Source organism: Dryocola mayonis, from assembly GCF_051307045.1.
GTDB lineage: Bacteria > Pseudomonadota > Gammaproteobacteria > Enterobacterales > Enterobacteriaceae > Dryocola.
Map to the genome: position 1 here is coordinate 57,647 of NZ_CP150452.1, position 12,698 is coordinate 70,344.

Here is a 12,698-nt window from a genome sequence, read left to right on the forward strand (position 1 = left end):
AGATTTTCAATGCTTAAAATTCTTTGTGTATGTGGCTGCGGTTTAGGTTCCAGTTTTGCTATCGAAATGACAGCGAAAGCGGTGCTTAAAAAATTAGAAATCCCGGCGGAAATAGACCACACCACGGTCTCCGAAGCGGGTGCCTTTAAATCTGACATTATCTTAACCCAAAAGACCTTCGCGGATATTTTAACCGCCGACGCCAGCGAAGAAGAAATTAAACGGGTGATTGTACTGCATAAGCTCACCGATAAAGACGAAATCGAAAAAAAGATTGTCGCCTTTTTAAAAGCCCGCAATGTGAAGGTATTCGACCATGAATAGCATCATTAACTTTATTGTTAAAGATCTGCTGGGACAGGCGTCAATACTGATCGCCTTTATCGCCATGCTGGGTCTTTTACTGCAAAAAAAATCGAAGGGCAAAGTAGCGGAAGGGACTTTTAAAACGCTGCTGGGCTTTTTAATCATGATGGCGGGGATCAACATTATTGTTGATACGCTCACCTTCCTGAACGACATCTTTACCCACGGCTTCGGCATGCAGGGCTATATCACCGACGTGGCGGCCCATCGCGGGACTGGCAAACCGCGAGCTGGGTTCCGAAGTGGCGCTCACGCTGATGGTGATCTTTATCGTCAACATCATCATCGCCCGCATCACGCCGTTTAAGTACATCTTCCTTACCGGACAGGCGCTGCTGTGGATGGCGACCATCGGCGCGGTTATCGGCTACAAAGCCGGGCTGACCGGGCTGCCGTTGATTCTGACCGGCGGCATTTTCGGCGGCATTATGGCGGTGTTGATGCCTGCGCTCGCCCAGCCGGTGGTGCGCCGTATTACCGGCTCCGATGACGTTGCGTTAGGCCACTTCTGTACCATCGGCTATCTGGTGCAGGCGGCGGTGGCGAAGGTGGTGGGCAAAGGCTCGAAATCCACCGAAGACCTGGTGCTGCCGGATAACTTTAAGTTCCTGCAGGATACCTACCTCTCCATGGCGGTGGTGATGATCCCGATGTACCTCATTCCGGCGCTGGCGGCAGGGCCGGGCTACATCGCTCAGTACGCCAACGGCGTGAATTACCTGATGTTTGCCTTTATGCAGGCCATTCAGTTTGTCGCCGGGGTGTTCGTGCTTTACAGCGGCGTACGCCTGCTGCTTAACGAACTGGTGCCCGCGTTTCGCGGCATCGCGATGCGCATCGTGCCCGATGCCAAACCTGCGCTGGACTGCCCGGTGCTCTTCCCGTACGCCCCGAACGCGGTAATTGTCGGCTTCCTTGCCACCACCGCAGGCTCCATCATCGGCATGATTGTCTTCCCGATGTTTGGCCTGGCGATGATCCTGCCCGGCCTGTTGACCAACTTCTTTGCCGGCGGCACCGCAGGGATTTTCGGCAACGCGATGGGCGGCAGGCGCGGCGCGATTATCGGCGGCGTGGTACACGGCCTGTTTATCACCTTCCTGCCCGCAATCCTTGTACCGATGCTTGAAAGCTACGGCTTTACCGGCGTGACCTTCAGCGATTCCGATGTCATCAGCAGCGGCCTGATTTTAGGACACGTCTTCCAGAATAACTGGACCTTTGTCGGCGTATTCATCCTGTTCGTGGCGCTTATCGCCTGGTTCGTGAATGGCAAATCAACCAAACCTCAAGAGGAAAAAGCACATGAGTCTGTATAACTTCCCGGCGTTATTGCAGGTGGCAAAAGAACGCAATTTTAAAGCAGTAGGATCTTTTAATTTGCATTGCCTGGAAATGCTGCCCGCTTATTTTAAAGCGGCCAAAGCCACCAACAGCCCGTTAATGATTCAGATTTCAACCGGGACGGCGGAATATTTAGGCTACCGCCTGCTGGTGGACGCCATTCGTTCTTTATCCGCAAGCCAGCAGATACCGACCTGTTTGCATCTGGACCACTGTTCGGATATTGAATCCATTAAAACGGCGATCGACGCCGGCTTTAGTTCGGTAATGTATGACGGCTCGCATCTGGAGCTGTCCGAGAATATCGCCAATACCCGCAAGGTAATTGATATTGCCCGTCCGCATAACGTTTCCGTAGAGGGCCGAACTGGGGGCGATTGGCGGCTCGGAAGACGGCAAAGCGGTGGCGATGGAGGATATCTGCTTTACCACCACGGAAGACGCCAAACGTTTTGTGGATGAAACCGGCGTGGACATGCTGGCGGTATCCGTCGGCACGGTGCACGGCCTGTATACCGGCAAGGCAAACATCCAGCATCAGCGCCTGGCGGAGATCAGCGAGGTCACCAAAACCCCGCTGGTGCTGCATGGCGGCACCGGCGTCAGCGACGAAGACATGCGCCGCGCCGTAGCGGAAGGTATCGACAAAGTGAACGTCGGCACCGAAATGAACGTGCAATGGGTCGGGCACTGCAAAGAAACCTTCGGCAAAGGCAAAGTAAACGACAGCGTGCGCAAATTTTTAATTCCGGCAAATGATGCGGTCGCCGCCGTATTAGCCGAAAAGATCGCATTATTTAAATAACCACCGCGTTATCCTTTACTCTTCAATGTAACCCTGGTTGCGCGGCAATCGTCGGGGCGGGAGATAGCTATGTTTGGATCTTTAAAACGACTTTTCCACAAGGATAATTCAGACAGCGGGCAATATGATATTCAGGCCGCACAACTCGATGCTGAATTAACGGCGCTGGAAAATACGCTGATGGAAAATCCCTCTAATGGTGAAACACAAAAGGCTTTAATGCTGCGCTATAACCAGGCGTTACAGGTCTACGCGAAGAGTAAAACGCACCGCCAGCAGATCGATAATTTATTTGTCAGAATTGATGAATTGCGAAATACCATTCGCAGGACTATTTAAGGAGCCGTTATGGCCATTAAAGAGTTATTAATTGAAGCACAGGCGATTCAGGTCGGCGTGCGCGAAACGGACTGGCAGAAGGTGATTCAGCTGGCGGCTCAGCCGCTGGTTGATAACGGCTATATTTTGCCCTCTTACTACCAGGCGGTGATTAATAACACTCTGGAGCATGGCGCCTATTACGTTTTTGAAGAGGGCATCGCCATGCCCCATGCCCGCCCGGAATGCGGGGTGATTAAAAATTGTTTTAGTCTGGTTTTGCTTGATGAGCCGATTATGTTTGCCGATAGCGACAAGGCCGATATCGTCATTATGTTCGCGGCCCGCGACAGCAACGGCCACATCGAAGAGGGCATTCGCGCCATCGTTAATCTGTTAGGTGATAACGACGTGATGGCGAAGCTGCGTCTGGCAAAAGCTAAGGAAGAGGTGATCGCAATATTATGAGCCAGAATTCGCGAACACAGGACAAAACGGTGGTGCTGGTCAACGGCGTCCCGGCCTCGGGTAAAAGCACCGTCGCCCGCCTGCTGTCCGAACATTTTGCGCTGCCGGTGCTGGCAATCGACGGCATTAAAGAGCCCTTTATGGCGCAGTTCGAAGAAATAGACAGGCCGTTCAACCGGCGCCTGGGCTGCGCGGCCTACGAGGTGATTTGGTCGATAGTGGCGGACAGCCCGCCCCAGTGCGTCTTTCTTATCGATGCCTGGTTCGGCTTTCAGCCAAAAGAAACGCTTGAGCGCTATCTTGAACAGGCGAATATCTCGCGGGTACTGGAAGTGTGGAACCGGATCCCCGGAAGCCTGGCGGCGGCCCGCTATGCGCAAAGGTTTGATATAAGACGCCCGGGCCATCCCGGCGAAGAATATCTGCCGGAGCTGCAGCAGCTTGCGGACAGCGCCCGGCCCATGGCGCTGGGGCCGGTTTACACGCTGGACCAGAGCTGCCCGCTGGATACGCAAAGCCTGCTGAAGTGGCTGGAGGAGAAGCTGCAAATCTCCCGGCGCGCGCTGCGCATCGCCTGAGCTTCTAATCGGGGGTTAATACCCCCTTAATCCAAATCATTTAGCCCATCACACTCTACTTTTATTCCATTCTGCCGATAACTTATACAGGGCACCTGAAAAGCAGGGCGACATGACCCGCCGGGTTATCATTCGAGGTTAAAATGGATAGTTTTCAGAAAGACATTGATGAGAGGTCTAACCTCGCGTTATCCAACAAATTTGAGCTGTTGCTGTTCCGCTTAGGGAAAGGGCAGCATGCCGACAAATCCGAGCTGTACGGTATTAACGTTTTTAAGCTGCGTGAAATCGTGCCGATGCCGAAAATCAATCGCGCGGCGGGCATGGAATCGCCGCTGCTGGGGATGGCGAACATTCGCGACCAGATTATCCCGGTTATCGATCTGCCTGCCGTGACCGGCTGCACGCCGCAGACCGGCCTGAATCTTTTGCTGATCACCGAGTACGCCCGCAGCACCCAGGCTTTTGCGGTGGAGTCCGTTGAAAACATCATTCGTCTGGACTGGAGCCAGGTTCACGCCGCCGAATCGGGCGTCAGCAGCCGCAATATCACCAGCATCGCCTCGCTGGACAGCGATGAATACAAAGGCGATCTGGCGCTGGTGCTCGACGTGGAACAGATTCTTTATGACATTATCCCTTCCGGGCGCGATGTGGACGTCGCGGCCATCGAAGAGAAAACCTACACCCTGAAACCGGGCGCGGTGGCGATTGTGGCGGAAGACTCAAAGGTCGCCCGTTCGATGCTGGAGCAGGGCCTGAAAGGCATGGGCATCCCGGCGAGCATCCATTCAACGGGGCTGGAAGCCTGGGAGAAAATTAAGGTTATCGCGGCGGAGGCGAAAGCCGAAGGCCTGCCGATCACCGACCGCATCGGCATGGTATTAACCGATATCGAAATGCCGGAAATGGACGGCTTTACCTTAACGCGCAATATTAAAACCGACCCGTTGTTAAAGCAGATCCCGGTAGTGATTCACTCGTCCTTATCGGGCAGCGCTAACGAAGATCACGTGCGTAAAGTCGGGGCCAACGGCTACGTAGCGAAGTTCGATGTCAAAGAGCTTTCGACGGTGATCCACAAGGCGCTGGAGGATGCTGCGCTTTAATTAGTAGATAGGGTGGATAAGCGGTGTCTGCTATCCACCCTTGTTTTACTGTCAAAGGCCTTAATTCTTTTTATGGCTTACACGAATATCCGCTCTCCGGACTGCCTCTATTATTTGAACCGATAATAAAACATCGATTCCCGATGTTTGAATTGTTCGTTTACTGGCCAATATGAATCGATTACACTTTGCGCACGGAAGTAATTAAAATTAGCAAGGAACGGCTATGTACTACAGCAATGAGGTCATCAGTTATTTGCAGTCCAATAAAATCCTCGCGCTAAAGCTTGATCGCGCCTTAAGAGGCGTTGGACAGGCGCTATCAAATCAGATTGAAACAACAGGCGCCGGCGCAAAACGCGCGTTGTACTATATATCCTGCTTTACGGATGAATATCAGGACGTTTGCCAGCGGCAAAAAAATGAAGATATTCGATTCAGGAAGAGTGTTATCCGCCTTCTACAACACGGAAACGTCGTCTATGACATACTTAGAATATATTTTGAGGAAATATTTAAATATAAAACATCCGAGCAAATAGCGCATATTAAAAAAATGCTAATGGTTGTTAATGTTCACATTGCCGCCAGTTATCTGACCGTTCACGGATTCGCTTTAGCTGTTGCCTCTGCTGTTGCTATCGGAATGAATCTAAGCCTTGATATGAGCGCCTTTACAGGGAGACGGGCAGGGGGAGTTTTAGCAGGAGTTAGTGTATATGGCATCGTTCAGAAAGCAGCAGATAGCGCCCGTCGCCTTCATTGTACCTATCCGTCCTGTTACGCTGCGCTGTACGCTCAAGAGCTGGAAATGATGTATTTTCTGTTAGAACCGCTATTTGAGCGCGCAGGTGCGGTTGAAGCACAGGGGGCATCGAACCAAAAAATAGCTGACATCATAACCAGGATGGTTCGATAACCATGATGCATCTTATTAAAAGGTTTTTTAAGCGGATGTTCAGATCATTGGCTTCATATTATGGTCCCACAGTGCTAACAATCATATTCGCATTAGTGCAGGGTTTTTTATCCCCTGATAGTCCAGTCTGGCTTATACCCCTATTCTTCGTATTTATGATAGTTATATTTTATCGTTACGTGAAATGGTAATCATCATGATAATGAGCATTAACTAATCATCACTCATGAGGAAATTATATGTCTGCTCCCGCACATTTATGGCATGAAGATGAAAACGGTTCCCCGATTGTTGGGAGTTGTTTAATGCCGCTGTGTTTAGGTCCATCGAATTAAAATCATTTTCTCACGGCGTAACTATTTCTGTTGGTCCGAGCTCGGGTAAGCTCACCGGTACGCGAGTTCATTGCCCTAAAGTGACAGTAAGTTCGGCTGCATCTGATAGTTATCTTAATAAAAATAAGCCTGCCAGCCTTAACCAGCTGGCCCTGTGTTCTTCGAATTGACTGTGTTCGCGTGAAGCCAAAACCATGGCTTAAGCTGGGTTGTTTTGTCCCCCTCATAGTCAGAGGAGGACAAACAGCCAGCTAGGCTAAATAAAACACCTCTTTTAGCTCCGCGCTGACCGGGCTGTTATCCGGATTGCTCGGCATAATGTCGCGCATATGCCGCCACCATTTCCGGCAGGCTTCCGTCTGCGCGACGGCTTCCCAGCGGGCCTCTGATTCAATCTCTACCGTGGCAAAAAGCAGGTGGCGATCGGCATCAAGATAAATAGCGTAGTGATGAGCACCGTGCTGTTTAAGTACTTCCTCCAGCTCCGGCCAAATCGGCGTATGGCGGCGCTGATATTCTTCATGGGCATCGGGATTTACCTGCATCACAAAAGCTTTGCGGATCATAGCGCCTCCAGATAAAGCTCGCGCACCTCTTCACGGCTGGCCGTGCGGGGATTGCAGGGCGCGCAGGGGTCGGCGAGGGCTTTATCCAGCCAGCCTTCAATGTCCGATTTTTTCACGCCGAGCTGGCTGAAGCCCGAAGGAATGCCGACGCGGGTGGACAACGCGCGGATCGCCTCGATCGCCTTCAGGCTCGCCCGAGCCTCGCTCATGTCCTGAATATCCACGCCCATCGCGTCGGCTACCCTGGCAAAGCGCGCCACGGCCTGCGGACGGTTAAAGGCTTCGATTACCGGCAGCAGGATGGCGTTGCAGACGCCGTGCGGCAGGTTGTGCGTCGCCCCCGGCTGGTGCGCCAGCGCATGCACCAGGCCCAGCCCGGCGCTGTTAAACGCCATGCCTGCCAGGTACTGGCCAAACGCCATTTGCTCGCGGGCTTCCAGGTTGCGTCCGTTATCCACCGCTTCTGGCAGCCACCGGCTGATCAGGCGAATCGCCTCCAGCGCGTTGGCGTCGGTTAGCGGATGCGCGCCCACGGAAACGTAGGCTTCGATGGCGTGGGTCAGGGCATCCATGCCGGTGGCCGCCGTCACGCTTGCCGGGATGTCCAGCATAACGCTGGCGTCGTCCACGGCGATATCCGGGATGATGTTCGAATCGATAATGACTTCTTTTACCTGGCGCCGTGAATCAATGATCACCGCGTTGCTGGTCATCTCGGCGGCGGTGCCCGCCGTGGTGTTAATCGCCACCAGAGGCACGCCTGCGTGAACCACTTTGCCGACGCCGGAATAGGCGGTCGACGGGCCAGGGTTTGCCGTCAGGATTTTGATCGCTTTGGCGGTGTCGATCGGGCTGCCGCCGCCGAAGGCGATAATGTAGTCGCACCCTGCCGCCTGATAAGCGGCAAAGCCTTTTTGCACCAGCTCTTCCGTCGGATTCGGATACACCTCATCGAAGAGTTCATAAGAGAGCCGGTGGGCGTCCAGCGCGGTGAACAGGCTGTCGAGCAGGCCCATTTTCACCAGCTGGCCGTCGGTGACGACCAGCGCTTTGCCCCAGTTTTTTTCCGCGATCAGCTTAACCATATCGCCGATCGCACCCGCGCCGTGAAGGCTGATTTTTGGTAAGGCCAACATAAAGCTCATTGCTATTCTCCTTAATATTGCCGTTTCGAATTCTTTATGCGCCCATCTTCCGGGATGAGCGTAGGGCGGGTGGCGTAGCGCCGCCCGCCAGAGGTTACTGGTGGATGGCGCTACGCTTATCCACCCTGCGTTGCAGGACTCGCCGCGTAATAATCGGCAGCGAGATAACGGTAATCAGCATCGCGCCGACGATAATCGACATGACGATGCCCGGCACGTTGAGCAGGCTCAGGCCGAAGGTCACCAGGCCCATCAGGAAGGCGGCGATAATCACGCCCGCCATGCTGCCGGAGCCGCCAAGAATATTGACGCCGCCCAGCACCGCCATGGTGACGATGCTAAGCTCCCAGCCCATGGCTATCGTCGGGCGCGTACTGCCCAGGCGCGATGTCAGCAACACCGCCGCCAGCCCGGCCATAACCCCGACCAGCACAAACAGCATCATGTTGTGGCGCTTAACGTTGATGCCGGAATACCACGCGCCGGTCGGGTTGTTGCCGATGGCGTAGGTGCGGCGGCCAAAGTTGGTTTTATGCAGCAGGAAGGCGAACGCCGCCGCCAGCACGATAAACAGCGCGAACTCGAACGACAGCGCGCCCCACACGTAGCCCTGGCCGAACCAGGCAAAGCTTTCCGGCCAGCTATTGAGCGCCTGATCGCCCAGCAGGATGTAGGTTATGCCGCGATAAAGGCTCATGGTGCCGATGGTGATAACGATGGAGGAGAGGTTAAAACGCGTCACCAGCCAGCCGTTGAATAGCCCGCACAGCATTCCCGTGCCGAGCCCGATGCCTGCCAGCAGCGGCGTGTCGACGCCCGCCTGGGCGCAAAAGCCCATCACCGTTGAGCTGAGCGCGATGGTCGAGGCGACGGACAGATCGATTTCCCGGGCGATAATCAGCATCGCCATCGGCAGCACGACGATCGCTTTTTCGGTGAAGTTGAAGGTGGCGTCCGACAGGTTCCAGATATTCAGGAAGTAGGGCGAAGCCAGCGCGTTGGCGACAAAGACCGCCAGCGTCACGGCGAGCAGGAAACTTTCCCAGCATAACAACCGCTTAAACAGCGGCTCCGTTTGGCCCACGGCGGGCCTTTGCTCAGAGATCAGCGTCTTATTCATGGTTTCACCGCTTCTTTTTGTGCATAAAGCGCTTTATCGCGCAGTATTAGCCGCCCTTTGCGTTTGTTGCCGCGTTCGTTCAGCAGCACGGCGATGACAATGACAGTGCCGGAAATAGCCATCTGCCAGAACGGCGACACGCCGATCACCGGCAGCGCGTTGTTAATGACGCCGAGGAACAGCGCGCCCAGCAGGCAGCCCAGCACGCGTCCGATGCCGCCCATGGTGCTTATCCCGCCGATGACGCATGCCGCGACGATTTGCAGCTCAAACCCGTTCGCCACGTCCACATACGCAACGGCAAAGCGCGAAATCCACAGGTAGCCGCAAAAGCCCGCCAGCGCGCCGCTCAGGCTGAAGCTGATGAACTGCATTTTGCCGGCGTTGATACCGGTGTAATAGGCGGCGGTGGCGTTGCCGCCGGCGGTGTACATGGCGCGCCCGGTGCGGCTGTAAAGCAGGAAATAGCCGACGAGCAGCGCCGCCGCAACGGCGCACCAGCTCAGCAGCGGCAAGCCCAATACCGGCGTGCGCGGCAGCGCCAGGAAGTCGCCACTCATCTGGTGGGCGTTGATCCAGCCGCCGTTGGAGAGCAGGAAGATAATGCCGCGGTAGATGCTCATGGTGCCCAGCGTCACCACAATGGCCGGGATGCCGAGCTTCCAGACCAGCAGGCCGTTAATCATGCCCATCAGCAGGCCGAGCAGGGTAGCTAGCGCCAGCAAAACGCCGACGGGAATATCCGGATGATGGAAGTTGAGCAGGGCGACAATCATGCCGGTCAGCGCCAGGTTAGCCGCCATGGAAAGGTCGATGCCTTTGGTAAGCAGCACCATCATCTGGCCGAGGGCGAGAATAATCAGGATAGAGGTGTCGTTAAACATCTCCACCAGGTTGCCCGGCGCCAGGAACGACGGCACCCGGCTGCCGATGGCCAGCGCCAGTAATAAAATCACCCCGGCGAGCAGCGCTTCGCGGTGTTTAAGCAGTTTTTGCCACATTATGCCGCCTCCTCGCCCGCGCCGCTGGCGGCGCTGACTATCCTCTCCGCGCTGGCCTCGCCGGCCCGGTATTGCGCCACCATCAGCCCTTCGTGCATCACGATAATGCGGTCGGCCATGCCCATCACTTCCGGCAGCTCAGACGACACCATTATTACCGCCAGGCCCTGGCCGACCAGCTCGGACATAAACTGGTGCACCGCCGCCTTGGAGCCGATATCAATACCCTTGGTCGGCTCATCGAGAATGATGACCTCAGGCTGCGTCGCCAGCCATTTGCCGATCACCACCTTCTGCTGGTTGCCGCCGGAGAGCGTTTCCACCTTTTGCCGCCAGCTGAACGCCTTCACCTGCAGCCGTTTTGCGTATTCGTCGGCGAGCGCCCATTCGCGCGCCTCGTTAAGCACGCCGCCGGGATTAAGGCGGCTAAGCTGGGGCAGGCTGATGTTCTGGCTGATTGACAGTTCGATAATGGCGCCCTGCTTCTGGCGCTCTTCCGGCACACAAACAATCCCGGCTTTGATGGCGTCGGCGGGCTGGCTGAAGCGCATAGCCTTGCCGTTCAGGCGGATTTCGCCCGAGCCGGGTTGCGACACGCCGGACAGCGCCTGCATCAGCTCGGTCCGTCCGGCGCCCACCAGGCCATAGAAGCCGAGGATTTCCCCTTTGCGCAGGGTGAAAGTAATGTGCGCGAATTCCGTTGGGTGGCAGAGGTCTTCTACCTCCAGCACGACTTCGCCCGGCTCGCAGACCGTTTTTGGCCAGCCGTGGCTGATTTCGCGCCCGACCATCATGGTCACCATGCGGTCTTCGGTGATGTCGCTGATTTGCCCCGAGCCGATATACACGCCGTCGCGCAGGACGGTGTAGTGGTCGGCGATGGCGAAGATCTCATCGAACTTGTGGGAGATAAACAAAATGGCTTTGCCTTCGCGTTTCAGGCGCTCAACGATTTGGTAAAACTCAACGATTTCGTGCTGCGACAGGGCCGCGGTCGGCTCATCGAGAATCACCACCTGCGCTTCAAATGATAAAGCTCGCGCAATGGCGACCATATGGCGCTGGGCGATGCTCAGCGTTTTAAGCGTGGCGCGCGGATCGATTTGCACCTCAAGGCGGGTCAGGATTTCCCGCGCCTGCCGATGCATGGCGGGCCAGTCGAGCTTTTTGAACAGGCCGCGGTACAGGTAGTGGCCGACAAAAATGTTTTCGGTCACCGTCAGCTCGTCGAACAGCACGGTTTCCTGGTGGATAGCCGTGATACCGACCTTGTGCGCCGCTTCCGGATTGGGCAGCGCTATCGGTATCGCCTTATAAAGCAGTTCGCCTTCTTCCGGCTGGTAAATGCCGGTCATGACTTTGACCAGCGTGGATTTGCCCGCCCCGTTTTCCCCAATTAGCGCCGTGACTTTGCCCGGCCAGAGGTCGAGGTGAACATTTTCAAGGGCGCGCACGCCCGGGAATACCTTGGTGATTCCCTTAAGGGAAAGCAGCGGTGTGGCGGCTGTCATCGTAAATACCTCCTCCAAAATGCAAAAAGTGGTGGACGGCGCTAAGGCTTATCCACCCTACAATTTGGTACGCCGGGCGGCAGGCAGAGCGCCGCCCGCCGGACATTGCTCAGAAGATTTTGGAGAATTTATCGATATTGCTGGCGTCATACACAAACGGCTCGGCCATGGCGCCGCTGCCGTCGGCGTCGAGCTTCACTTTGCCAAGCTTGCCCATGCTGGCTTCGGTTTTGCTGGCGCTGCCTTTAACCAGGTCATCGGCCAGATACGTCGCCGCGTAGCCCAAGTCGATAGGGTTCCAGATGGCGAAGCTTTTCGACGCGCCGGATTTGATGGCGCCCGCCATCTCAGACGGCAGGCCCAGCCCGGTCACGTAAACCTGGCCGATTTTGCCCTGGTCTTTCACCGCCTGCGCGGCGGCAACGATGCCCACCGAAGACGGGGAAACGATAACTTTCAGATCGGGGTAAGACTTCAGCAGGCCGACGGTTTCGCGGTAGCTTTTATCAGAGAGATCGTCGCCGTAGGCCACGGTCACCAGATTGACGGACGGGTACTTCGGCAGCACCTTTTTCATCTCGGCGATCCAGATGTTCTGGTTGGTCGAGGTCGGCGTTGCGCTCAGAATGGCGACGTCGCCTTTCTCAACGTTCATCGCTTTTAGCGCGTCGGCGGCAAGCTTAACGTTGGTTTCGCCAATCAGCGCGTTATTGGAAGGATTAAGATGGATCTGGCGGCCGTCTTTGGCGACGCCGGAGTCCCAGGACACGACCTTAATGCCGCGCTGCATGGCTTTTTTCAGCACCGGCACCACGGCGTCCGGGTCGTTTGCGGAGATGGCGATAGCGTCCACGCCCTGGGCGATCAGGCCGTTGAGCACTTCAATCTGCGCCTCGGCGGTGGTAGTGGTCGGGCCGGTGTAGATAACCTTAACGTCTCCCAGCTCTTTGGCGGCCTCCTGAGCCCCCACGTTCGCTGCTTCAAAGAAACCATTGCCGAGGGATTTCGCCACCAGAGCGATTTTTACTTCGGCCATGGCGGAACCGGACAACGCCAGTGCGGCAACGGTGAGCGTACAACCTAATATTGCTTTAATTTTCATTGCTTGTACTC

General features: G+C 55.6%; 12 protein-coding genes and 3 pseudogenes. 9 read left to right on the top strand and 6 right to left on the bottom strand.

The genetic code is table 11. The features are described from left to right. Positions 1–9: 9 nt before the first annotated feature. The 9 genes and pseudogenes from WLO32_RS00290 to WLO32_RS00330 form a co-directional block, all read left to right on the top strand. Positions 10–324, top strand: coding sequence for a PTS sugar transporter subunit IIB (locus WLO32_RS00290; protein ID WP_121264771.1), 315 nt, complete (start codon positions 10–12; stop codon positions 322–324). Beyond that, a pseudogene (locus WLO32_RS00295) lies at positions 317–1,685 on the top strand (PTS sugar transporter subunit IIC). The gene WLO32_RS00290 and the pseudogene WLO32_RS00295 overlap by 8 nt, the downstream one beginning before the upstream one ends. Further along, positions 1,672–2,515 (top strand): annotated as a pseudogene (locus WLO32_RS00300) (class II fructose-bisphosphate aldolase). The pseudogenes WLO32_RS00295 and WLO32_RS00300 overlap by 14 nt, the downstream one beginning before the upstream one ends. A gap of 69 nt (positions 2,516–2,584) precedes the next feature. Then, entirely contained in the window at positions 2,585–2,854 is a 270-nt protein-coding gene (locus WLO32_RS00305; RefSeq protein ID WP_435946785.1) for a hypothetical protein, read from the top strand. Positions 2,855–2,863: 9 nt separating this feature from the next. Further along, positions 2,864–3,301: a PTS sugar transporter subunit IIA gene (locus WLO32_RS00310; RefSeq protein ID WP_435946786.1), complete on the top strand. Its 438-nt coding sequence runs from the start codon at positions 2,864–2,866 to the stop codon at positions 3,299–3,301. Continuing rightward, positions 3,298–3,879, top strand: coding sequence for an AAA family ATPase (locus WLO32_RS00315; RefSeq protein ID WP_435946787.1), 582 nt, complete (start codon positions 3,298–3,300; stop codon positions 3,877–3,879). Before WLO32_RS00310 ends, WLO32_RS00315 begins: the two co-directional genes overlap by 4 nt. 143 nt (positions 3,880–4,022) lie before the next feature. Then, complete coding sequence (locus tag WLO32_RS00320; RefSeq protein ID WP_435946788.1) at positions 4,023–4,988, top strand: chemotaxis protein; 966 nt, start codon at positions 4,023–4,025, stop codon at positions 4,986–4,988. 226 nt (positions 4,989–5,214) lie between these two features. Then, a complete protein-coding gene (locus WLO32_RS00325) occupies positions 5,215–5,907 on the top strand; it encodes a hypothetical protein (RefSeq protein ID WP_435946789.1) in 693 nt (230 codons plus the stop codon). A gap of 239 nt (positions 5,908–6,146) precedes the next feature. Beyond that, positions 6,147–6,319: pseudogene (locus WLO32_RS00330) on the top strand (type VI secretion system tube protein Hcp); the annotation flags it as partial. Positions 6,320–6,493: 174 nt separating this feature from the next. On the opposite strand, the gene rhaM reads toward WLO32_RS00330, so the two are convergent. From rhaM to rhaS, 6 genes are all read right to left on the bottom strand, one after another. Beyond that, positions 6,494–6,808: an L-rhamnose mutarotase gene (gene rhaM / locus WLO32_RS00335; protein WP_435946790.1), complete on the bottom strand. Its 315-nt coding sequence runs from the start codon at positions 6,806–6,808 to the stop codon at positions 6,494–6,496. Further along, the gene (gene fucO / locus WLO32_RS00340; protein WP_435946791.1) at positions 6,805–7,953 is read right to left on the bottom strand and encodes a lactaldehyde reductase; all 1,149 of its coding nucleotides are present in this window, start codon (positions 7,951–7,953) and stop codon (positions 6,805–6,807) included. The genes rhaM and fucO overlap by 4 nt, the downstream gene beginning before the upstream one ends. A 94-nt stretch (positions 7,954–8,047) precedes the next feature. Then, positions 8,048–9,073 carry an ABC transporter permease gene (locus tag WLO32_RS00345; RefSeq protein WP_435946792.1) on the bottom strand — a complete coding sequence of 342 codons (1,026 nt, stop codon included), beginning with the start codon at positions 9,071–9,073 and terminating at the stop codon, positions 8,048–8,050. Further along, positions 9,070–10,074 (bottom strand): ABC transporter permease, encoded by a 1,005-nt coding sequence (locus tag WLO32_RS00350; RefSeq protein ID WP_435946793.1) that lies wholly within the window; start codon positions 10,072–10,074, stop codon positions 9,070–9,072. The genes WLO32_RS00345 and WLO32_RS00350 overlap by 4 nt, the downstream gene beginning before the upstream one ends. Then, a complete protein-coding gene (locus WLO32_RS00355; protein ID WP_435946794.1) occupies positions 10,074–11,585 on the bottom strand; it encodes a sugar ABC transporter ATP-binding protein in 1,512 nt (503 codons plus the stop codon). Before WLO32_RS00355 ends, WLO32_RS00350 begins: the two co-directional genes overlap by 1 nt. Before the next feature lie 109 nt (positions 11,586–11,694). After that, positions 11,695–12,687 (bottom strand): rhamnose ABC transporter substrate-binding protein, encoded by a 993-nt coding sequence (rhaS, locus tag WLO32_RS00360; RefSeq protein WP_435946795.1) that lies wholly within the window; start codon positions 12,685–12,687, stop codon positions 11,695–11,697. Between the last annotated feature and the right edge of the window lie 11 nt (positions 12,688–12,698).

What these genes read in the sequence shown, in the direction of transcription:
- WLO32_RS00290 (WP_121264771.1), top strand. Translation starts at nt 10, where the DNA reads ATGCTTAAAATTCTTTGTGTATGTGGCTGCGGTTTAGGTTCCAGTTTT.
- WLO32_RS00305 (WP_435946785.1), top strand. Translation starts at nt 2,585, where the DNA reads ATGTTTGGATCTTTAAAACGACTTTTCCACAAGGATAATTCAGACAGC.
- WLO32_RS00310 (WP_435946786.1), top strand. Translation starts at nt 2,864, where the DNA reads ATGGCCATTAAAGAGTTATTAATTGAAGCACAGGCGATTCAGGTCGGC.
- WLO32_RS00315 (WP_435946787.1), top strand. Translation starts at nt 3,298, where the DNA reads ATGAGCCAGAATTCGCGAACACAGGACAAAACGGTGGTGCTGGTCAAC.
- WLO32_RS00320 (WP_435946788.1), top strand. Translation starts at nt 4,023, where the DNA reads ATGGATAGTTTTCAGAAAGACATTGATGAGAGGTCTAACCTCGCGTTA.
- WLO32_RS00325 (WP_435946789.1), top strand. Translation starts at nt 5,215, where the DNA reads ATGTACTACAGCAATGAGGTCATCAGTTATTTGCAGTCCAATAAAATC.
- rhaM (WP_435946790.1), bottom strand. Translation starts at nt 6,808, where the DNA reads ATGATCCGCAAAGCTTTTGTGATGCAGGTAAATCCCGATGCCCATGAA.
- fucO (WP_435946791.1), bottom strand. Translation starts at nt 7,953, where the DNA reads ATGAGCTTTATGTTGGCCTTACCAAAAATCAGCCTTCACGGCGCGGGT.
- WLO32_RS00345 (WP_435946792.1), bottom strand. Translation starts at nt 9,073, where the DNA reads ATGAATAAGACGCTGATCTCTGAGCAAAGGCCCGCCGTGGGCCAAACG.
- WLO32_RS00350 (WP_435946793.1), bottom strand. Translation starts at nt 10,074, where the DNA reads ATGTGGCAAAAACTGCTTAAACACCGCGAAGCGCTGCTCGCCGGGGTG.
- WLO32_RS00355 (WP_435946794.1), bottom strand. Translation starts at nt 11,585, where the DNA reads ATGACAGCCGCCACACCGCTGCTTTCCCTTAAGGGAATCACCAAGGTA.
- rhaS (WP_435946795.1), bottom strand. Translation starts at nt 12,687, where the DNA reads ATGAAAATTAAAGCAATATTAGGTTGTACGCTCACCGTTGCCGCACTG.